Annotated in this window: 14 protein-coding genes; 12 read left to right on the plus strand and 2 right to left on the minus strand. The window is 76.4% G+C overall.

Annotated features, from left to right (window positions below):
- The 3 genes from ACFY00_RS08585 (at window position 1) to ACFY00_RS08595 (ending at window position 1,480) form a co-directional block, all read left to right on the plus strand.
- Window positions 1–549, plus strand: a complete 549-nt coding sequence (locus ACFY00_RS08585) for an RNA 2'-phosphotransferase (protein ID WP_388028689.1) — start codon at window positions 1–3, stop codon at window positions 547–549.
- Window positions 550–658: 109 nt separating this feature from the next.
- Complete coding sequence (locus ACFY00_RS08590) at window positions 659–1,012, plus strand: DUF3099 domain-containing protein (RefSeq protein ID WP_388028691.1); 354 nt, start codon at window positions 659–661, stop codon at window positions 1,010–1,012.
- Between the two features lie 225 nt (window positions 1,013–1,237).
- Entirely contained in the window at window positions 1,238–1,480 is a 243-nt protein-coding gene (locus ACFY00_RS08595; protein WP_388028692.1) for a hypothetical protein, read from the plus strand.
- A gap of 55 nt (window positions 1,481–1,535) precedes the next feature.
- Here ACFY00_RS08595 and ACFY00_RS08600 read toward each other — a convergent pair whose 3' ends face one another.
- Complete coding sequence (locus ACFY00_RS08600; protein ID WP_388028694.1) at window positions 1,536–2,003, minus strand: NUDIX hydrolase; 468 nt, start codon at window positions 2,001–2,003, stop codon at window positions 1,536–1,538.
- 638 nt (window positions 2,004–2,641) lie between these two features.
- On the opposite strand from ACFY00_RS08600, the gene ACFY00_RS08605 reads away from it, so the two are divergent.
- The 9 genes from ACFY00_RS08605 to ACFY00_RS08645 all read left to right on the plus strand — a co-directional run bounded on the left by ACFY00_RS08605 (window position 2,642) and on the right by ACFY00_RS08645 (window position 20,331).
- Window positions 2,642–2,965: a phosphopantetheine-binding protein gene (locus tag ACFY00_RS08605; protein WP_388028697.1), complete on the plus strand. Its 324-nt coding sequence runs from the start codon at window positions 2,642–2,644 to the stop codon at window positions 2,963–2,965.
- 7 nt (window positions 2,966–2,972) lie between these two features.
- Window positions 2,973–4,382: a glycosyltransferase gene (locus tag ACFY00_RS08610; protein ID WP_388028698.1), complete on the plus strand. Its 1,410-nt coding sequence runs from the start codon at window positions 2,973–2,975 to the stop codon at window positions 4,380–4,382.
- Window positions 4,379–5,725 (plus strand): glycosyltransferase family 4 protein, encoded by a 1,347-nt coding sequence (locus ACFY00_RS08615; protein ID WP_388028700.1) that lies wholly within the window; start codon window positions 4,379–4,381, stop codon window positions 5,723–5,725. Before ACFY00_RS08610 ends, ACFY00_RS08615 begins: the two co-directional genes overlap by 4 nt.
- Window positions 5,726–5,730: 5 nt before the next feature.
- On the plus strand, window positions 5,731–7,857 hold the full coding sequence (locus ACFY00_RS08620) for a dehydrogenase E1 component subunit alpha/beta (protein WP_388028703.1): 2,127 nt from the start codon (window positions 5,731–5,733) through the stop codon (window positions 7,855–7,857).
- Window positions 7,858–7,859: 2 nt separating this feature from the next.
- Window positions 7,860–9,146, plus strand: coding sequence for a 2-oxo acid dehydrogenase subunit E2 (locus tag ACFY00_RS08625; protein WP_388028705.1), 1,287 nt, complete (start codon window positions 7,860–7,862; stop codon window positions 9,144–9,146).
- Window positions 9,143–11,056 carry a condensation domain-containing protein gene (locus tag ACFY00_RS08630; protein ID WP_388028708.1) on the plus strand — a complete coding sequence of 638 codons (1,914 nt, stop codon included), beginning with the start codon at window positions 9,143–9,145 and terminating at the stop codon, window positions 11,054–11,056. The genes ACFY00_RS08625 and ACFY00_RS08630 overlap by 4 nt, the downstream gene beginning before the upstream one ends.
- Window positions 11,049–14,381 carry an amino acid adenylation domain-containing protein gene (locus ACFY00_RS08635; RefSeq protein WP_388028709.1) on the plus strand — a complete coding sequence of 1,111 codons (3,333 nt, stop codon included), beginning with the start codon at window positions 11,049–11,051 and terminating at the stop codon, window positions 14,379–14,381. The genes ACFY00_RS08630 and ACFY00_RS08635 overlap by 8 nt, the downstream gene beginning before the upstream one ends.
- Before the next feature lie 82 nt (window positions 14,382–14,463).
- Window positions 14,464–19,962 (plus strand): amino acid adenylation domain-containing protein, encoded by a 5,499-nt coding sequence (locus ACFY00_RS08640; protein WP_388028711.1) that lies wholly within the window; start codon window positions 14,464–14,466, stop codon window positions 19,960–19,962.
- 111 nt (window positions 19,963–20,073) lie between these two features.
- Window positions 20,074–20,331 (plus strand): amphi-Trp domain-containing protein, encoded by a 258-nt coding sequence (locus ACFY00_RS08645; RefSeq protein WP_388028713.1) that lies wholly within the window; start codon window positions 20,074–20,076, stop codon window positions 20,329–20,331.
- Between the two features lie 58 nt (window positions 20,332–20,389).
- On the opposite strand, the gene moaA is transcribed toward ACFY00_RS08645, so the two are convergent.
- The gene (gene moaA / locus ACFY00_RS08650) at window positions 20,390–21,379 is read right to left on the minus strand and encodes a GTP 3',8-cyclase MoaA (protein ID WP_388028714.1); all 990 of its coding nucleotides are present in this window, start codon (window positions 21,377–21,379) and stop codon (window positions 20,390–20,392) included.
- Window positions 21,380–21,511: the final 132 nt, after the last annotated feature.

Raw genomic sequence — 21,511 nt, forward strand, 5'->3', positions numbered from 1 at the left:
ATGGACGAGAAACGCACCGTGAAGACGTCGAAGATGCTCTCCCGCATCCTGCGGCACGACCCGGGCGCCGTCGGGGTCACCCTGGACGCGGCGGGCTGGGTCGGCGTCGACGCCCTGCTCGCCGCGCTGGCCCGGCACGGCCGCCCGCTGAGCCGGGCCGAGCTGGACCACGTCGTCGCCACCAACAACAAGCGCCGCTTCGCCTACTCCGAGGACGGCCGCTCGATTCGCGCCAGCCAGGGCCACACGGTCGAGGTCGACCTCGGCCTGCCCGCCACCACCCCGCCCGACGTGCTCTTCCACGGCACCGCCGAGCGCACGCTGCAGTACATCCTGGTCGAGGGCCTGCGCCCGATGAACCGGCGGGACGTCCACCTCTCCGCCGACACCGAGACCGCCGTCAGGGTCGGCTCCCGGCACGGACGCCCCGTCGTCCTGGAGGTCGACGCGGCGGCGATGGCCCTGGCCGGGCACGAGTTCCGGGTGTCCGCGAACGGCGTCTGGCTCACCGACGCCGTCCCCGTCCGGTACCTGCGCCGCACGCCCTGAAGGACCGCCGCGCGTCGACCGGACCCGGGTGGGTCCGATCGGCGTCAGCGGGGTTACCGTGGTCGACCGTAGGGGCCGCGAACCGACCCGAGGATTGGATGGGGACGACATGCCCAAGAACGCGGACGACGGCCAGGTCTTCCGGATCACCGGGGCTCGCAGCAGCCTGACCGAGGACGTCCGGGGGCGGCAGCGCCGCTACGTCATCTCCATGCTGATCCGCACCGCCTGCGTGCTGCTCGCCGTGATCCTCTGGGACGTCCAGCGCTGGCTCGCCTTCGCCGCGCTGGCCGGCGGCATCCTGCTGCCCTACTTCGCCGTCCTGATCGCCAACGCGGGCCGCGAGCGCGCCCCCGGCCTGCCCTCGACCTTCGCCTTCGCCCCCGACACCCCGCTGATGCTCGGTCCCGGCGGCACGGGCGGCGGCGGGGCGGCCACCGGCGAGAACCGGCCACAGAGCTGAGAATCCCCCAACCCGCATGTCCGGTATGACCGTTCATGCGGCGGTATGACCGTCAGAAAGCTCAGACGATCCTCAAATTAATCACCCCACAGGCCCACCCGCGGCCCTCCCGCCGTGCCATACTTCCTTAGCGCTCCGCATCCCCCGTCGGAGCGACAGACCGACGCCGGGCAGCTCCCCCCGTGGCTGCCCGGCGTCGTCATGCCCGGGCATAGGATCGACCCCATGGACACCGCGCACCCCCTCTTCGGCACCCCCACCGGCCCCGACGGCCCCGGCGGCCCCCCGAAGTGCTCCGCCAAGGGCTGCCGCGACCTCGCCGCCTGGTCCCTGCTGTGGAACAACCCCAAGCTCCACACCCCCGACCGCCGCAAGACCTGGCTCGCCTGCGACACCCACCGCGACTCGCTCAGCCAGTTCCTCGCCGTCCGCGGCTTCCTCAAGGAGACCGAGCCCTTCTCCGGCTGACGGCTGACGGCTGAGATCTTCGCGGCCGTGGTGCGGGGGAGGCGGCGTCGGCGGTTCAGCCCAGGTAGGGGTAGGTGCCCGCGAGGTAGTCGCCGATCTGCCGGCGCATGCTGGGGTGGATGTCGTACCGGTCGAGGTCGGCGGGTTGGACGAAGCGGACGCCGTCGGCCTCGTCGTTGATCGTGGGCTCGCCGCCGACGGGGCGGCCGATGTAGGTGTTCTCGTACTGCTGGCGGATCTCGCCGTCGGTGTAGGCGACGATGTGGTGCGGGTCGGTGTAGACGCCGAGGAAGCCGGTGATCTCGGCGAGGATGCCGGTCTCCTCCAGGCACTCGCGGACCGCGCACTGGGCGGCGGTCTCCCCGATGTCCTGGGCTCCGCCGGGCAGCGCCCACTGGCCCGTGTCGCGGCGGCGCTGCAGCAGGACGGCGCCGGAGTCGTCGACGACGAGCAGGTTGCTGGCGGGGATGAGGGTGTTGGCCTTGGGCGCGTTCGGGTCGTTGTAGTACTCGGTCCTGCCCATGTGCGTCGGTCCTCTCCTGGTCGGGCGTCCAGGGCCGCGTTCGGGCCCGGACCGCTTCGAAGCCCTGAACGTAGTGGTCGAACCCGTCGGCGGTGTCCACTCGTGGGAAGTGGAGCAGGGGTCGGCACCGGCCGGACGGCCGTGGACGTCGGACGCCGGAGCGTCTGACCAGGATGGCGCCGCCGCCGCGGGCGACACCGGACGGGGCGGCGCGCCGGGCAGCTCCGACGTGCGGTGCGCGTCGCGCGCACACCCGCCCGAGTTGGCGGACTCCCCCGTCGGCGGGCGGGCCTCCGCCGCGCTCGCGTCGCTCGGCCGGGCGGGCGGGCGGCCGGGCGGGCGGGCGGGCGGGCGGGCTGGTCGGGTCGGGTCGGGTCGACTGTCGTGGCATTTGCGGCATGGGCATGGCGAATACCGCAGGTCACGGGGTGGTTTCTCGCGGCGCGATCCATTGACAGGGGCTCAAAACCGCTGCTGGAATGGCGACGCCCAATGTGGGAGCGCTCCCATCTTGCTGGCTTCCCATCCCTTTTCGGCCCGGCCCCACCCCGCCGGCTGCCCTCGTTCGGGAGATCCGCCATGCACGTCTTGCCTGCCCGCAGTGCCGTCGACGTTCCCGTGCGGGCGGGGGTGGCCCGGTGAGCGAGATCCGCGAGGTCGTGGCGCGGCTGTGGACGGAGACCGTGGGCGTGGCGCCCGCCGGACCGGAGGCGGAGTTCTTCGAATCGGGCGGGACGTCGCTCGCGCTGGTGCAGTTCCTGGCCGGGGTGCAGGACGCCTACGGGGTGGAACTGCCGCTGGACCGCCTGTTCACCGAGGGGTTCACCCTCGCCGGTGCCGTCTCCGCCGTCGAGCAGTCCCTGATCGAATCCGCCGATCTCGCCGAACTGACGTCGCTGGAAGCCGAGTTGGACGGGCTGAGCGACGAGGAGATCCGCGCGCTGCTGGCCGAGGGGTCGTAGCGCTCCGATGGCCCTGTTCCTGTTGGTGACCCATGGCAGCGACGGCGACGTACTGCCGTTCGTCGGTCTCGGTGCGGCGCTGGTCCGGGCCGGTCACCGGGCGGTGCTGCTGACCCACGCGCCGTACCGGTCGGCGGCGGAGCACGCCGGTCTGGGCTTCGCGGCGATCGACGGCGAGGCCGAGTTCGAGAGCGTGCTCGCGGACACGCCGGGGCTGCTGGGGAGCGCCCCGCACAAGGCGGGCTGGTCCGGGTTCTACCGCCGCAACGCCCTGTTCGAACAGATCGCGGCCGAGTGCCGCATCCTCGCCGACCTGCACGTCCCCGGCGGGACGGTGCTGGTCGGACGGCACACCTCGGCCGTCTCGGTCCGGTTCGCCGCCGAGCTGCTGCACGCCCCCGTCGCCTGGGTGGCCCTCGCGCCGACGCAGCTGCTCGCGGTGCCGGTCGCCGCGTACCTGTACGGCGCCGAACTGGCCGCCGGACTGCAGGAGGTCCGCGACGGCCTCGGCCTGCCCGAAGTGCCCGACTGGCGGGCCTGGTTCGCCGGGGCGGACGCTGAACTCGGCCTGTGGCCGGGCTGGTTCGACGCCGCCGGGCCGCGCGCCCCGGCCCGGGTCTCGCTCACCGGCTTCCCGCTCGCCGACGCCTCCGCCCGCGCCCTGGGGGCCCAACTCCCCTCCTCCGCCGACCCGTTCGACGGTCTCTTCCCGATCGGCACCCGTCCCGTGCTGGCCACCGGCGGGACGGGGCGGATGCTGGCCGCCGACTACTACCCGGCGCTGCTGGCGGCCGCCGGGCGGACGGGCCTGCCGACCCTGGTGGTGGTCCGGCACCGCGACCTGCTGCCGGACGCGCTGCCGGAGAACGTCCGCTGGTCGCCGGGGCTGGACTTCGCCCGGGCCGTGCCGCACGCGGCGGCGCTGGTGCACCACGGGGGCATCGGCACGCTGGCCCGGGCGCTCGCGGCCGGCACCCCGCAGGTGCTGATGGCGGACGGGGTGGACCGCCCGGACAACGCGGCCCGACTGGCCCGCCTCGGCCTGGCCCGCACCGTACCGGCCGACCGCTGGCGCACGCCGGAACTCGCCGCGGCGATCGACGCGGCGGCGGCCGACCACGACCTGACGCTGCGGGCCGCGGCCGTCACCGGCCCGCAGCGCCCGGCGGAGGCCCTGGACGCGGCGGCCGCCCGGCTGGCCGGGCTGCTCACCGACCCGCCGCGCCCCCGGGCGCTGCGCGGATCCTCCCCCGCCGATCGTGCGCTGCGCGACCTCTCCGCCGCCGACCGGGCCCGGTTGCGCGAACGGCTGCGCGAACGGCGCGCTGCCGTGGCGCCCGTCCCCGGGGCATCCGCCCCCGCAGCGCCCGCGGCCGTGCCCGCCGACGCCGTGCCCGCTCCGGAGGAGGCGCGATGAGGATCCTGCTCGCCCAGAACCTGATCCACCTGCCGTCGCACGGCGGGGCGAACCGCTCCAACCGGCTGCTGCTGGAGCGGCTGGCCGCGCGCGGGCACACCTGCGAGGTGGTCGGTCCGCTGACCGGCGCGCTGGCCACCGTCGAGCCCGGGCAGGCCGTCCGGGCGCTGGTCGAGCGCGGCGCGGCGGTCCGCTCCGACGACGGGGGCACCGTCGTCTACACCCACCGCGGGGTCACGGTGCACGCGGTGCGCTCACCGTCCCTGCTGCCGCGCACCGTCCGCGCGGTGGCCGAGCGGCTGCGCCCGGACCGGACCCTCGTCCCGGGCGACGACCCGGGCCACCTGATGCTCGGGGCGGCGCTGGGTGCGACGCCGGACCGGGTGGTGTACCTGGTCCACACGATCCAGCAACTCCCGTTCGGCCCAGGGGCGTTCCACCCGAGCGAGGCCGGGACGCGGCTGGTGCGGCGGGCGGCCCGGCTGGTCGCGGTCAGCGACGCGGCCGCGGCGTACCTGCGCGAGCACGCGGGGCTGACGGCGCAGGTGGTGCGCCCGCAGGTGTACGGGACGGGCCCGTTCCCGCTCCTCGGACGGCCCGGGCAGGGCGCGGTGACGATGGTCAACCCCTGCGGGTACAAAGGCATTTCGGTGCTGCTCGGACTGGCCGACGCCCGGCCCGAGGTGCCGTTCCTGGCCGTCCCGACCTGGGGCGCGGACGCCGCCGACCGGGCCGAGCTGGCACGGCGGCCGAACGTCACGGTGGTCCCGCCGGTGGACGACATCGAGGAAGTCCTGTCCCGGACACGGGTGTTGCTGATGCCCTCGCTGTGGGACGAGACCTTCGGCTACACCTGCGTGGAGGCGATGCTGCGGGGCGTGCCGGTGCTGGCTTCGGCGGTCGGGGGGCTGCTGGAGGCCAAGTTGGGCGTGCCGGGCTCGCTTCCCGTCCGCCCGGTCACCGCGTACCGCCGCGAGCCGGGCGCGGCCCGGCCCGAACCGGTCGTCCCTGCACAGGAGTTGGGTCCCTGGCTGGCGGCGCTCGACGCGCTGCTCGACGACCCGGCGCACTACGCGCGGCAGTCCGCCACCTCGCGCTCGGCCGCGCTGGCGTTCGTCGACGGCCTCGACCCGGGCGCCTTCGAACGCTGCCTGGCCGAGCCGCTGCCGCCCGGAGCACCGTCCGGAGCGGCGCCCGGAGCGGCGCCCGCCGGGACCGCATCACCGCCCGCCGGGGCCGCCGCACCGCTCGACCGCACCGCCGCGCTGCGTCTGCTGGCCGCCCGCCGACGGAGCGCCAGCGCGACCGCCACCACGAACGCCGCCACCACGACCGAGGAGTGACCGCCGTGCTGAACCCCCCGCCCGGCCCGGAGCCGGACGACGCGGACCTGGCCGCGCTGCTGCTGATCCGGCACGTCGAGCTGGCACTGCTGCGGCTGTTCGGCGAGGGGCTGGTCAGCGGCACCACGCACACCTGTCTGGGCCAGGAGTACGTGCCGGTGGCACTGGCGCCGCTGCTGGGCGCGGCGGACATGGTGTTCAGCAACCACCGCGGCCACGGCCACTACCTGGCGCTGACCGGCGACGCGGAGGGCCTGCTCGCCGAGGTGCTGGGGCGGCAGGGCGCGGTGTGCGGCGGCGCGGGCGGCAGCCAGCACCTGTACACGGGCGGGTTCCTGTCCACGGGCGTGCAGGGCGAGAGCCTGCCGGTCGCGGTCGGCGCGGCGCTGCGCCGGGCCCGGGACGGGGCGGGGGCGCTGGCGCTGGCGTTCGTCGGGGACGGCACCTGGGGCGAGGGCGCGGTGTACGAGGCGCTGAACCTGGCGGCGCTGTGGCGGGCCCCGCTGGTCGTGGTGGTGGAGCACAACGGCATCGCCCAGTCCACGCCGACCGAACGGCAGTTGGCGGGCAGCATCGGGGCCCGGGCGGCCGCGTTCGGCATCGCCCACCACCGTTCGTCGACGAGCGAAGTGTCGTCGCTGCGCGCCGAGCTGGCGCCGCTGCTGGCGCAGGTGCGGTCCGGCGCAGGCCCACTGGTGGTGGAGCTGGACGTCCCGCGACTGGGCCCGCACAGCAAGGGCGACGACACCCGGGGCGCGGAGGAGCTGACCGCCCTCGGCGCGCGCGACTGGTACCGGGCGCGGGCGGGCGCGTCCGAGGAGCGGTTCGCGGCCTGGGACGCCAAGCAGTCGGCGCTGGTGGAGGCCCTGGTGGCGGAGGTGGTGTCCCGCCCGCCGTCGGACGGCCGGGCCCGCGCCGCGTCCGCCACCACGTCCGCGCTCCCCGCCGTACCGGAGAACGCCACGTCGGAGGCCCCCACGCCGGAGGGCCCCACGCCGGAGAACGCCGTACCGGCGAACCCCGGGCCGGAGCGGGTCGCCGAGAACCTGAACCGGGCGCTGCACGAGCTGATGGCCGCCGACCCGTCCGTGCACCTGCTCGGCGAGGACGTGTCGGACCCTTACGGTGGGGCGTTCAAGGTGACCCGGGGCCTGTCCACCCGGTTCGGCGAGCGGGTGCGGTCGACGCCGCTGAGCGAGGGCGCGATCACCGGGGTGGGCGCGGGCCTGGCGCTGGCCGGGGAGCGCGCGGTGGTCGAGATGATGTTCGGCGACTTCGTCACGCTGGCCTTCGACCAGTTGGTGAACTTCGCCGCCAAGTCGGTCTCCATGTACGGCCGCCGGGTGCCGGTGCCGCTGCTGGTGCGCTGCCCGGTCGGCGGGCGGCGCGGGTACGGGGCGACGCACAGCCAGAGCCCGCAGAAGCACCTGATGGGCGTCCCCGACCTGGACCTGTACGAGCTGAGCCCGTTCCACGACGCGGTGCCGCTGGTGCGGCACGCGCTGTCCACCGGCAACCCGTCGGTGCTGTTCGAGGACAAGGTGCTGTACACCGAGCGGCGGTTCACCGGCGACAAGGTCGACGAGGTGCTGCACTGGCGGCTGGACGGCGGCTCGACGCTGGGCCCGGCACTGGACCCGGCACTGGGCACCGCCCTGGTCGGCCCGGCGGGCGTGGAGCGGCCGGACGCGGTGGTGATCGCCCCGGGCGGCCTGGCCCGGCGAGCGGTGGGCGCGCTGCGCACGCTGCTGCTGGAGGACGAGCTGTGCGTGCGCCTGCTGGTCCCGGCCCGGCTCCACCCGCTGGACGCCGACCGGTTGGCCGAGCTGTGCGGGCGGGCCCCGGCGGTGGTCGTGGTGGAGGACGGCACCCCCGGCGCGGGCTGGGGGACGGAGGTGGCGCAGGCGCTGCACACCCGGCTCTGGTCGGTGCTGCGGGCGCCGGTGCGGGTGCTGACGGCGGCGGACCGGCCGGTACCGGCGGCGCCGCACCTGGAGGACGAGGTGTTCGTCCGGGACGAGGACATCCGGCGGGCGGTCCGCGCGCTGGCGGAGCAGGTGGCGGCGGAACGCGGGTCGACGGAACGCGGGTCGGCGGAGCACGGGTCGACGGAGTGCGGAGAGGAGCGGTGACGGTGACGGTGACCGAGTACCGGATGCCGAAGGTCAACACCAACGACGCGGCGTACACCCTGCTGGGGTGGCTGGTCGAGGACGGCGGGAAGGTCGCCGAGGGCGAACCGCTGCTGGAGGTGGAGACCTCGAAGGCGGTCGAGGAACTGGCCGCACCGGCCGACGGGCTGCTGGAGCTGCTCGTCCCGGCGGGCCGCGAGTGCGCACCGGGCGAGCTGCTGGCCCGGCTGCACCCCGACGCGTCCTCCCTGGACGCGGCCCGGCGGCGTCCGGCGGCGGTCGCCGATTCCCCGGTCCCGACGGCCGGGGGCCCGGTCCTGACCGCCCCGGCCCGGGCCCGGCTGGCCGAGCTCGGCATCCCCGAGTCGGCGGCGCTCGCGCTGGACGTACCGGTGGTGCGCCGCGCGGAGGTCGACCGGCTGGCGGCGCACCTCGCGGCGGCGGTCCCGGCTGCGGCAACCACCCCGGCCACCGCCCCCGCTACGGCCGCGGAGCCACCGACGGAGCGGCCCGCCACCACCCCGCAGAACTCACAGCTCCCGCAGAACTCACAGCTCCCGCAGAACCCACAGCTCCCACAGGACCCGCCGGGGACGGTCCTCGCCCCGCTGACCCGCAACCAGCGCGCCGTCGCGGCGACCGTCACCGCCTCGCACCGCGAGGTGCCGACGGCGTTCACCGCCGTGGACGTGGACGTCACCGACGCGCTCGCCGCCGGGCGCGAACTCACGGCGACGGTCGGCAGCCTGGTGGGCCTGGCCGAGCTGACGGCGGCCGCGCTGGCCACCCGGCGGGCCACCGATCCGTCCTGCTTCGCGGCGCTGTCGGCCGACGGAACGGGCACCCGGCTGGTGCCCGGCGCGCACATCGGGGTGACCTTCGAGCTGGGCGCGGGCCTGTTCGTCCCGGTGCTGCACGACGCCGACCGTTCGTCGTTGGGCGAACTGTCCCGGGCCATGATGGCCCACCGGATGGCCGCACTGCGCGGCGCCTTCCGCGACCGCGACCTGCAGGGCGCGAACATCACGCTGACCCTGCACACCGACCCGGGCGTCGCCCTGGCCCTGCCGGTGGTCTTCCCCGGCCAGGCCTGCGCGCTGTCCCTGGCGGCCCCGCGCGCCGCCGTCCTGCCCGACCCGGACGGCACCGGCTTCCGGACCCGCAGCCTGGTGCACCTGGGCGCGGCGTTCGACCACCGGCTGCTGAACGGTCGCCAGGTGGTGTCCCTGCTGACGGGCATGAAGGCCCTGCTGGAGGCCCCGCACCAACTCGCCGGGGATGCCCGGTGAACCCGCCCGACAGCACCCTCGAGGTGCCCCCGACACCCGCCGCTCCCGCGCCGGAAACCGCCACCGCCCCACCGGGAACCCCCGCCACCACCCCACCGGGAACCGCCACCGCCGACCGGCGCGCCCTCGCCGCACGGCTGCTCGCGGCCCGTCGGCAGGCCTCGGCCGTCCGTGGCGTGCCCCGGCTGCCGCGGGACGGCCGTCCGGTGGTGTGTTCGGCGGAGCAGCGTCGGCTGTGGCTGGCGGAGCGGATCGGCGGCCCGGCCGCGTCGCCGCCGGTGACGGCGGGCCTGGCGCTGGACGGCCCGCTGGACGTGGACCGGCTGACGGCCGCGCTCGCCGCAGTGGTCGACCGGCACCCGGTCCTGCGGACGCGCTATGCGGAGGTCGACGGCGAGCCCGTCCAGTTCCGCCCCGAAACTCCGCTGACCCCCGGCCGAGCGTCCGCCCTGATCGACCTCCTGGACCTCTCCTTCGCCCCGGAGCCGGAACGCGAGGCGCTGGCCGCCGCCCTGGCCGTGGAGGCGGGCGGGTACCGCTTCGACCTGGCGACGGGGCCGATGCTGCGGTTGACGGTCCTGCGGCTGGCCCCCGACCGGCACCGGCTGCTGCTGGTGTGCCACCACATCGCGGCGGACGCCCGCTCGGCGGACCTGCTGACCGCCGAACTGGCCGCGGCGTACCGCACCGGCAGCACCCCACCGTCCGACACCGCCCCGCCGCCCGCCGACGACCGCCCGCAGTACGCGGACTACGCGGCCTGGTCCCGCTCCCGCCTGGACCGCGTCCTGCCGGAGCGCCTGGCGTACTGGCGGCACCTGCTGGACGGCGCGCCCCCGGTGCTGGAACTCGGCCTGGACGCCCCGCCCGCCCCCGGCGGGAGTGGCCGCCGCACCGCGACGGTCTCCGTCCGGGTGCCCGGTGCAGTGCTGGAGCGGCTGCGCGCGGCCGGTGACGGGGCGCGGCTGACGGGGCACACCGTGCTGCTGGCCGGGTTCCTGGTGCTGCTGGCGCGGTGCGCGGGGCGCCGGGAGGTGACGGTGGGCGTGGTGTCGGGTGGTCGTCCGCATCCCGAACTGGACGCCGTGGTGGGCTGTTTCACGGATCTGCTGCCGTTGCGGGTGTCGCTGGCGGACGATCCGGCGTTCCGTTCGTTCGCGCCGCGGGTGCGGGAGGCGCTGGCGGCGGGGTTGGCGCAGGCGGCCCCGTTCGACCGGATCGTGTCGGCGGTGGCCCCGCGCCGCGCGCCGGGGGTGCACCCGCTGTTCCAGGTGCTGTTCGTGGAGCGCACGGAGGTCGCGACGGACGGTCCCGGTGCGGCCGGTGCGGCCGGTGCGGGCTGGGGCCCGGGCCTGGACGCGGCGCCGTGGGGGCAGGAGGTGGACGGCAGTGCGTACGACCTGGTGCTGGCGGCGGGGGTCGGGCCGGAGGGCGCGGAACTGGTGCTGACGTACCCGTGCGAGCGGTTCGCGCGTGCGGCGGTGGCCGGGTTCGCGGACGCGCTGGTCGAGTTGCTGGCGCTGTTGGCCGAACGCCCGGAGGTGGCGCTGAGCGGTGTCCGGACGGCCGAGCCGTGGCGTCCGTCCGCCTCGCCGCCGACCCGTCCGGCCCGTCCGACCCCTCCGGCCCGTCCGACTTCCCCGACCGCCCCGGCGGCGGACCGCGAACCCACCGCCCCGGTCGCGGAGTTGCGCGCGCTGTGGGGGGAGGTCCTGGGCCGGGAGGAGGTCGGCGACCACGACGACCTGTTCGCGCACGGCGGGGACTCGCTCGCCGTGGTGCGGATCGCCGCCCGGATCGCCGAGCGGTTCGGCGTGGACGTCCCGGCCTCGGCGTTCTTCGAGTCCCCCACCCCGGCCGGCTTCGGCGCCGTGCTGGCCCGTCTCACCGAGGAGCAGCAGCATGCCTGACCGCGAGTACCCGCTGACGCCGGGGCAGCAACGGATGTGGTTCCTGCAGCAGTTGGACCCGTCGGACGTCTCGGAGAACCTGGTCACCCTGCGCCGCCTGACCGGCCCGCTCGACCCGGACGCGTTCCGCCGGGCGGTGGCCGTCGTGGTGGCCCGGCACGAACCGCTGCGGACGTCGTTCGCGGAGGTCGACGGCGTGCCGGTGCAGCGGGTCGCCGACCGGGTCGAGGTGCCCGTCGCGCTGCACGACCTGCGGGCCGAGCCGGATCCGGAGGCCGCCGCGCTGCGCCTGGCCGAGGCGTGCGGCGGGCGGCCGTACCCGACGGCGGCGGGGCCGCTGCTGCGGATCGCGCTGTACCGGACGGGCGAGCGGACGCACGTGCTGCTGCTGGCGGCGCACCACCTGGTGTCGGACGGCTGGTCGATCCGGCTGCTGCTGGACGAGCTGCTGGCCGCGCACCGGGCGGTGGCGGACGGGCGGGAGCCGCAACTTCCGCCGCTGGAGGGCGGGTTCGGCGATCACGTGATGTGGCGGCGGGCCCGCGCGGAGGGTCCGGCGGCGGACCGGCCGGCCGCGTACTGGGCGGCCGAGCTCGCCGCCCCGCCCGGCCGGGGCCTGCCGCCGGGCACCCCGCCGCCGCGCCCCGCCGCCGGCGCGGACGGGCGGGCGCACTGGGTGCGGGCCGAGGTCGACGCCGCTTCGGCGGCGGCGGTCGAGGGCTTCGCCCGGGAGCACGGCTGCACCCCGTTCATGGCCTGGCTGGCGCTCTACCAGTTGCTGGTGGGTCGGCACACCGGGCAGGACGACCTGGTGGTGGGCGCGCCGACGGCCGGGCGCGAGCGCCGGGCGGACGAGCACCTGGTGGGCTGCTTCACGACCGTCCTCCCGCTGCGCGCCGACCTCGGCGGCGGGGCCGGGTTCGCGGCCCTGCTGGCGCGCACCCGCGCCACCGTCACGGGCGCGCTCTCGCACCCGCAGGTCCCCTACGAGCGGCTGCTGGGCGAGCTGGGCACGGCGCGCGGGGAGGGCCAGCGGCAGTTGTTCCGGCACTGGTTCAACCTGCACACCGAGTCCGCCGCCGCGCCCGCCACCTCACCCGCCGCCGACGCGGGCCCGCCCGCCGCCGAGTCCGCCCCCTCACTCACGCCCGACGCGGGCCGGCTCGTGGTGGAGGCGCTGCCCGGTCTGCCCGCGCCGACACCCTTCGACACCTCGCTGGACGCCTGGCCGGCCGCCGACGGCGGCCTGCACCTGCTGCTGGCGTACGACCCGGCGGTGCTGGACGCCGCCGCGGCCCAGGCCCTGCTGGACCGCCTGCCGATCCTGGCCGGTCACGCCCTCGCCGAGCCCGAGCGGCCGCTCGCCGCGCTCTCCCTGCTCTCCCCGGACGAGGACGGCGCACTGCTGCGCGGCCCGGACGGCGTGCCGGACGACCCGGAGACGGTGCTGGACCTGCTGCTGCGGCAGGCCACCGCCACCCCGGACGCGGTCGCCCTCCGGGACGGGGAACGGGCCTTCACCTACCGGGAGTTGATCGCCGGAGCGCGCCGGGCGGAGGCCGCCGTCCGCGCAGTGGGAGCGCTCCCGCGCACCCCGGTCGGGCTGTACGGCGCCCGCTCCGCCGAACTGCTGGCGGGCATGTTGGGCATCCTGCTGGCCGACTGCGCCTACCTCCCGCTCGACCCGGCCCTGCCCGCCCCCCGCCTGCACGCCATGCTGCACGGCGCGGGCGCCACCGCCGTCCTGGCCACCCCGGACGCCCCCGTCGTCGACACCGACCTGCCCACCACCCGCCTCACCCCGCTCGACAGCCCCCAACCCCCCTCCGAACAGCGCGAGTTCGCACCCGCGACGCCCTCCGCGCCCCCCGCGCCCCTCGCACCACCCACACCCCCCGCTCCCGCCGACCCCGCCTACGTGCTCCACACCTCCGGCTCGACCGGCGAGCCGAAGGCGGTGTCCGTCCCGCACCGGGCGCTGCTCGCCCGGGTGCGCTGGATGGGCGCGGCGTACGGGCTGGGCCCGGGCGAGCGGGTGCTGCAGTTCGCGTCGCCGGGGTTCGACACGCACGTGGAGGAGGTCTTCCCCGCGCTGACGCACGGCGCGGAGGTGGTCCTGCTGCCGGTGCCGCCCGCCGAGCTCCCGGACTGGCTGGGCAGCCCGCAGGGTCGCACCCTGACGGTGCTCGACCTGCCGACGGCCTACTGGCAGGAGCTGGTCGCGGCCGGTGCGGCCGTCCCGTGGCCCCCGGCGCTGCGCACGGTGGTGCTGGGCGGCGACCAGGTGGCGTCGGCCGCGGTCGCGGCCTGGCGCGCGCGCTTCGGTGACCGCGTCGAGCTGTGGAACACCTACGGTCCGACCGAGGCCGCGGTGATCGCCACCGCCTGCCGACTGGGCCCGGCCGACGCGACCGCCCGCCCGGACATCGGCCGCCCGATCGCCGCGACCGTCGCCCACCTGCTGGACGACGGCGGCCGCCCGGTGCCGCCGGGGGTGCCCGGCGAACTGTGGCTGGGCGGGGACGGCCTGGCCGACGGCTACCTGGGTCGGCCCGACCTGACGGCGGAGCGGTTCGCCGCGGACCCGTTCACCGGCGGCCGGATGTACCGGACCGGCGACCTGGCCCGGCTGCGGCCGGACGGTTCGCTGGAGTTCCTGGGCCGCCGGGACCGTCAGCTCAAGGTGCGCGGCCACCGGGTGGAGCCCGCCGAGGTGGAAGCCGCGCTGCTGGGGCAGCCGGGCGTCGCGCAGGCCGTGGTGGATCTGCACGACGAGGCCGGACGGCAACTGCTGACCGCCTGGCTGGTCCCCACCGACCCCGAACGCCCGCCGCACGGCGAGGAGTTGCGCCGCCGCCTGCGCGCCGTACTGCCCGCCCACCTCGTCCCGGACGTCTGCCTGCCGCTGGAGCGCCTGCCGCTGACCGTCCGCGGCAAGCTCGACCGGGCCGCCCTGCCCTCCCCCGCCACCGCCGCACCGGCCGCCGGCGTGGGCGTCGGCGTCGTCGCCGAGCGCGTCCCGCCCGGCACGGACGCCGAGCACCTGGTCGCCGAGACCTGGGCCGAGGTGCTGGGCCTGGACGCGGACCGGATCGGCGCGCACGACGACTTCTTCGCGCTCGGCGGCCATTCGCTGCTCGCCGTCCGGGTCCTGGCCCGACTCCGCGCCGCACTCGAACTCAACCTTCCGGTACGGGTGTTGTTCGAAGCCCCGACGGTCGCGGGCACGGCCGCCGCCGTCGAGGAGCTGCTGCTCGCGGAGATCGACGCACTCAGCGAGGACGAGGTCCGGGCCCTGATCGACGAGGACGCCCCGACCGCATGACCCGCGCCACCGCCCCCACCGGCATCCCCACCCCCGCCGTCCGCGAAGTACGCGCACCGCTCCAGGAAGGCGCCCCGGCCGCATGACCACCACCCCCGCCACCGTCCCCGACGCCCCTGCCCCCGACGCCCGCGCCGAGCTGCTCGCCCGCCGCCTGCGCCGCGCCCGCGCCGCCGCCCCGGCGACGACCGTGCCGCGCCGCCCGGAGGGCACCGCGCCGCCGCTCTCCTTCGCGCAGGAACGCCTGTGGTTCATGGACCAGTTCGTCCCGGACAGCACCGCCTACACCGTGCCGCTGGTGGTGCGGCTGCGCGGCCCGCTCGACCCGGAGCGGCTGTCGGCGTCGCTGGAGCGGTTGGTGGCCCGGCACGAGAGCCTGCGGATGCGCTTCCCGGCGGCGGCCGACGGCACGCCGACCGTGGTGGTCGACCCGCCCGGCGGCGTCCGGCTGGAGGTCCGCGCCGTCGACCCGGCGCTGGCCCCGGCCGACCGGGAGGCCCGACTCGACGCCTGGGTGCGGGAGGAGACCGGCCGCCCGTTCGACCTGGCAGCGGGCCCGGTGGTGCGGGCGGCCCTGCTGCGGGCTGCGGAGCGGGACCACGTGCTGGTGGTGGTGCAGCACCACATCGTCTCGGACGGCTGGTCCAGCGAGCTGTTCCTGCGCGAGCTGCTGTCCGGCTGCCACGACAGCGACGACCGTCCGCTGCCCGAACTCCCGGTGCAGTACGGCGACTTCGCCGCCTGGCAGCGCGAGCGCTACCGGGGCGAGGTGCGCCGGGCCGACCTGGAGCACTGGCGCGGGCGGCTGTCCGGCGTCCCGCCGCTGGACCTGCCCGCCGACCGGCCGCGCCCGGCCGTGCCGACGCTGCGCGGCGCGGGCCACGGCATCGCGCTGGACGCGGGGACCAGCCGGGCGGTGCTGGCGCTGGGCGCGGCGCACGGCGCGACGCCGTACATGACGCTGCTGGCCGCCTACCAGGCGCTGCTGGGCCGCTGGTGCGGGCAGGACGACTTCGCGGTCGGCTCCACCGTCGCGGGCCGGACGCTGCCCGAACTGGAGCCGCTGGTGGGCCTGTTCGCGAACGTCCTGGCACTGCGCGCGGACCTGTCGGGCGACCCGGGATTCACTACCCTGCTGGCGGGCGTCCGGGAGCGGTTCGTCGCCGACCTGGCGCACCAGGAGATGCCGTTCGAGCAACTGGTCGAGGAGCTGGCGCTGCCGCGCGACCCGAGCCGGACGCCGGTGTTCCAGACCTCGTTCACCCTGCTCAACTACGAGCGCGCCGAGGGGGTTTCGGCGAACGGCGGCCCGGAGGTGGGCCACCACCCGTTCACCACCGGCTCGACCCGCTTCGACCTGGAGCTGTACCTGCGGCACACCGACGAGGGCCTGCACGGCTACTTCACCTACAGTTCCGACCTCTTCGAGCCCGGCACGATCGCCCGGCTGGCCGAGCTGTTCGAGCGTCTGCTGCGCCAGATCGTCCGCCACCCCGAACTCCCGCTGTCCCAGCTCGACTTGACCGACCCGGCGGAGCTGCGCACCACCCTGGAGGAGTGGAACGACAGCGCCGTCCCGCTCGAACCCGGCACCCTGCACGGCCGGTTCGAGGCCCGGGCCGCCGCCACCCCGGACGCCGCCTGCCTGGTCGTCGACGCCACCGGCGAACAGTTCAGCTACCGCCAACTGAACGAGCGCGCAGCGGCGTTGGCCGCGCACCTGGCCGCCGCCGGGGTGGGTCCCGGCAACGTGGTCGCGGTCTGCGCCGAGCGGTCGGCCGAGCTGGTGGTGGCCCTGCTGGGCGTGCTGAAGGCGGGCGGCGCGTACCTCCCTCTCGACCCGGACTCCCCGGCCGAGCGGCTGTCCGGCATGCTCGCCGACGCCGCGCCCCGGGCGCTGCTGGCCCAGGACGCCCTGCGCGACCGGCTGCCGTCCGAACTCCCGCGCGGCACCAGGCTGTTGTCCCTGGACGACGCCGCGCTGCGACGACCCCCGGCCGAGCGCCGCCCGCTGCGCCCGGCCGGTCCGGACGACCCGGCGTACGTGATCTTCACCTCGGGTTCGACCGGCCGTCCCAAGGGGGTGCTCTGCTCGCACCGGGGCATCGACAACCGGCTGGACTGGATGCAGCGCGCCTACCCGCTCGGTCCCACCGACGCGGTGCTGCAGAAGACCCCGGCGGCCTTCGACGTCTCGGTGTGGGAGCTGTTCTGGCCGCTGCGCGAGGGCGCCCGCCTGGTGGTGGCCCGCCCGGGCGGCCACCGCGACGGCGCCTACCTGCGCGACGCGATCCGCCGACACGCCGTCACCACCGCGCACTTCGTGCCGTCGATGCTCGCCGTCTTCCTCGCCGAGGAGGGCGTGGAGCACTGCACCGGCCTGCGCACCCTGGTCTGCAGCGGCGAGGAACTGCCCGCCGACCTGGCCCGGCAGACCCTGGAGCGGCTGCCCGCCGTCGGTCTGCACAACCTGTACGGCCCGACCGAGGCGTCCGTCGACTGCACCGCCTGGACGTGCACCCGCGAGAACCTGGCGGGCGTCCGCCGCACCCCGATCGGCCGCCCGATCCAGAACATGCGGGTGTACGTGCTGGACCGGCACGGCCGCCCGGTGCCCGCCGGGCTGCCCGGCGAACTGCACATCGCCGGGCCCGGCGTCGCCCTCGGCTACCTGAACCGGCCCGAGCTGACCGCCGAGCGCTTCCGCGCCGACCCGTGGGGCCCGCCCGGCTCCCGGATGTACGCCAGCGGCGACCTGGCCCGGCACCGGCCCGACGGCACGATCGAGTACCTGGGCCGCACCGACCAGCAGGTCAAGCTGCACGGCCTGCGGATCGAACCCGGCGAGGTCGAGGCCGCGCTGCGCGCCCTGCCGGGCGTGCGGGAGGCGGCCGTCGCGGTCCGCGAGGACCGGCCGGGCGTGCGCCGCCTGGTCGCCTGGACCGTCCCGGACGGCAGCGGTGCCGACACCGCGCCCGCCGTGCTGCGCGCGGGCCTGCGCCGCACCCTGCCCGACTCGATGCTGCCCTCCGCGTACGTCGTCCTGGACGCCCTCCCGGTCGGCCCCACCGGCAAGCTCGACCGCTGGGCGCTGCCCTCCCCCGCCCCGGCCGCCCCGGGCGCCGACCGGGCCGAGCCGGCCACCGACGCCGAGCGGGTGGTCGCCGGGGTCTGGTCCGAGGTGCTGGGCGTCCCGCTGCCCGGCCGGGACGACGACTTCTTCGACCTGGGCGGCCACTCGCTGCTCGGCATCAAGGTGGTCGCCAAGCTGCGCACCGCGCTCCCGGACGCCGCCGGCCTGTCGCTGATGGACCTGTTCAAGCACCCCACCGTCCGGGCGCTGGCCGCGCTGGCCGCGACCCCCGCGGCCGACCGCGGCCCGGCCCGCGTCCTGCACGAGCTGACGCCCCGCCGGTCGGCCGAGCCGGTGCTGACCCTGCTGTGCGTCCCGTACGGCGGCGGCAGCGCGGCCGTCTACCAGCCGCTCGCCGACGCCCTGCCGCCCGGCCACGCCCTGTTCGCGCTGGCGGGCACCGGGGAGGAGATGGGCCGGGCCGAGGGCCGGGCCGCCTTCCCGGAGCTGGTCGCCGCGGCCGTCGCCGAGGTCCGCGAGCACGTCCGCGGCCCGGTCGCGGTGTACGGGCACTGCGGGGTCGGCGGGGCGCTGGCCGTCGCCCTGGCGCTGGCCCTGGAGGCCGACGGCCGGGCCGTCGAGGCGGTGTACACCGGCGCGATCTTCCCGTTCGCCCGCCCGCGCGGGCCCGTGGTGCGCCTGCTGACCCGGTTGGAGCGCCTGGCCAGCGACCGCCGCTACCGCGACTGGCTGACCTCGCTGGGCCTGAGCCTGGACGACGTCGACCCGGCCACCGCCCGCCGCCTGGTGCGGGACATGCGCGCCGACAGCGAGCAGGCCGAGGAGTACTTCACCGGCCTGCTGGAGCGCGGCGTGACCCCGCTGTCGGCGCCGGTGATCTCGGTGGTCGGCGAGCGCGACGACATCACCGACTACCACGGGGAGCGCTTCCGCGAGTGGCACTTCCTCACCGGCACCACCGCCCTGGTGGTGCTCGCCGAGGCCGGCCACTACTTCCTGAAGTACCGGGCCGCGGAGGTCGCCGCGGTCCTCACCACCGTCCACCGCGACCTCCCCGCCACGACCCCGCCCGCTCCCGACGGCGACGCCACCTGGCACCTGGCCGACGTCTCCCGCTCCGCCGCCGCACCCCCCACCGCCGCGACCGGCCGCCGGTCCGCCCCCGCCCCCGGCATGCCGCGCTTCCTCGCGGTCGCCGCGGGCCAGCTGGTGTCGATGGCGGGCACCGCGACCACCGAGTTCGCGCTGCCGCTGTGGCTCTACCTGAGCAGCGACTCGCTGCTCCAGCTCGCCCTGCTCTCCTCGCTCGCCCTCGTCCCCGGCCTGCTGGCCGCCCCGCTCGCGGGCACCGTCGCCGACCGCTACAGCCGCCGGGCCGTGATGCTGACCGCCGACACGGCAGCGGGCGCCACCCAGGCCGCGATGCTGACCCTGCTGCTCGCGGGGGCGCTGCACCGCCCGGCGGTGTACGCCCTGATGACGGTGCTGTCCGTCGCCCTGACCTTCCAGCGGATCGCCTACGCCTCGGCCGTCCCGCAGCTCGTCCCCAAGCGCTTCCTCGGCCACGCCAACGGCCTGGTGCAGGCGGGCACGGGCGTGGTGCAGTTCGCGGTCCCGCTGCTGGCGACGACAGCGCTGGCCACGGTCGGCCTGCGCGGCATCCTGATCGCCGACGTGTGCAGCTACGCGGTGGCGATCGCCGTCACCGCCGCCCTGCGCTTCCCCCGCACGCTGGGCTGGCGGCGCCGGGAGAGCGTCGGCGCGGAGCTGCGGGCCGGGTTCCGCCTCGCCCTCGGGACGCCGGGGCTGCGCGCGATGCTGTTCTTCTTCGCGGGGACGAACCTGCTGGTCGGCCCGCTGTTCATCTTCTTCCAGCCGCTGGTGCTGGGCTTCGGCTCGCTCTCCGACGTCGCCCGGGTCTCGCTGGCGGGCGGCCTCGGCATCGTGCTGGGCGGCGTCCTGATGGCGGTGTGGGGCGGCCCGTCCCGGCACCGGATGCGCGGCGTCCTGGGCGCGTTCCTGCTGATGGCGGCGGGCTGCCTGGTCACCGGCCTGCGCCCGTCGACGGTCCTGGTCGGCGCGGGCGTGTTCGGCATGTTCCTCGGCCTGACGGTGATGAACACCGTGTACGCGACGATCGTCCAGGTGAAGGTCCCGGCCCGCTTCCACGGGCGGGTCTTCGCCGTGAACGCGCTGTTCGCCTGGTGCACGATGCCGATCGGCTTCGTCCTGCTCGGCCCGGGCACCGCGGCCCTGCTGCAGCCCGCCCTGGAGCCCGGCGGCGCGCTCGCCCCGACCGTCGGCCGCCTGATCGGCACCGGCCCCGGCCGCGGCCTCGGCCTGACGTACGTCCTGTTCGCCCTCGTCCTGCTCGCCACCGGCCTGCTGCTGCGCCGCCTGCCGGTCTTCGCCCACTTCGACGAACGGGTCCCCGACGCCCGCCCGGACGACCTGGTCGGCCTGGAGGCGCTCCACAACCGCACCTGACCCCGCCGAAGGGTCCCTGCGGGGGTGCCCCCGGGCGCTCGCCGTGCCGACCGGGCGGGGAGGCCGGAGGATGGCAGGGTCCGGTGTCCCCGACGGGCCAGGAGGGTTCCCGTGAAAGAACTCGAGTTCACGCAGAAGCGGACGCTGTCGCGGACCGAGGCCGCCGACCAGCTGGAGGCGCTGGCGGCCGCGCTCAGGCGCGGCGGGCAGGCCGAGCTGGACCTCGGTCCCGGTCGGCTGACCGTGCGCGTCCCCGACGAGCTGCGCACCGAGATCGAGGTCGAGCTGGACGGTGACGAGATCGAGCTGGAGATCGAGATGTCCTGGCGCACCGGGCAACCGGAGGGGCCCGGGCAGCCGGAGGACTGAGCGCGGGTGGAGGAGCGAGCGCGGGCGGAGGACCGAGCGCGGCCGGGAACGGCCCCGCTCAGCCGCCGATCGCCGACATCGGCCGCTCCGGCTGGTGGAACTCCGGCTGGTCGATGCCCGCGCCCGCCTTCTTGCCCCACATCGCGGCCCGCCACAGCTCGGCCAGTTCGGCGTCGCTCGCGCCGCCGCGCAGCGCGCCCCGCAGGTCGGTCTCGCCGGTCGCGAACAGGCAGTTGCGGACCTGCCCGTCGGCGGTGAGCCGGGTGCGGTCGCAGGCCCGGCAGAACGGCCGGGTCACCGACGCGATGACGCCGACCGTCGCGGGGCCGCCGTCGACGAGCCAGCGCTCGGCGGGCGCGGCGCCCCGGGCGGCGGACGGTTCGGGGGCCAACTCGAAGCGCGTGCGCAGGAGTTCGAGGATCTCCTCGGCGGTGACCATCTGCGTCCGGTCCCAGCCGTGCTGGGCGTCCAGCGGCATCTGCTCGATGAAGCGCAGTTGGTAGCGGTGCTCGATCGCCCAGGCCAGCAGGTCGGCGGCCTCGTGGTCGTTGACGCCGCGCATCAGGACGGCGTTGAGCTTGACCGGCCGCAGCCCGGCGGCCTCGGCGGCGGCGAGGCCGTCCAGCACGTCCTGGTGGCGGCGGCGGCGGGTGAGCCGGGCGAAGGTGTCGGGGTCGAGGGTGTCGAGCGAGACGTTGACCCGGTCGACCCCGGCGTCGCGCAGCGCGGGGGCGATCCGGGCCAGTCCGATGCCGTTGGTGGTGAGCGAGATCTCCGGCCGGGGTTCGAGCGCGGCGCAGGCCGCGATGATCGCCACCAGCCCGGGCCGCAGCAGCGGTTCGCCGCCGGTGAAGCGGACCTCGCGCACGCCCAGCGTGCCGACGGCGAGGCCGACCAGGCGGACGATCTCCTCGTCGGTCAGCAGCTCCGGCTTGCCGAGCCAGTTCAGGCCCTCTTCGGGCATGCAGTAGGTGCAGCGCAGGTTGCACCGGTCGGTGAGCGAGACCCGCAGGTCGACGGCCTGCCGGCCGTAGGTGTCGAGGAGCATCCCGGCGCCCGCCTTCCTGGAAAAAGCCCGCTGGCCCGGCCACCGTGCGGCGGCCGGGCCAGCTTAACGCCGCTCCCGGACAGCACCGGGGAGCGGACCGTTCCGTGGGCGCCCCGGTGGGCGCCTCCGCGG

It is taken from the genome of Kitasatospora sp. NPDC001540 (genome assembly GCF_042894345.1).
Lineage (GTDB): Bacteria > Actinomycetota > Actinomycetes > Streptomycetales > Streptomycetaceae > Kitasatospora > Kitasatospora phosalacinea_C.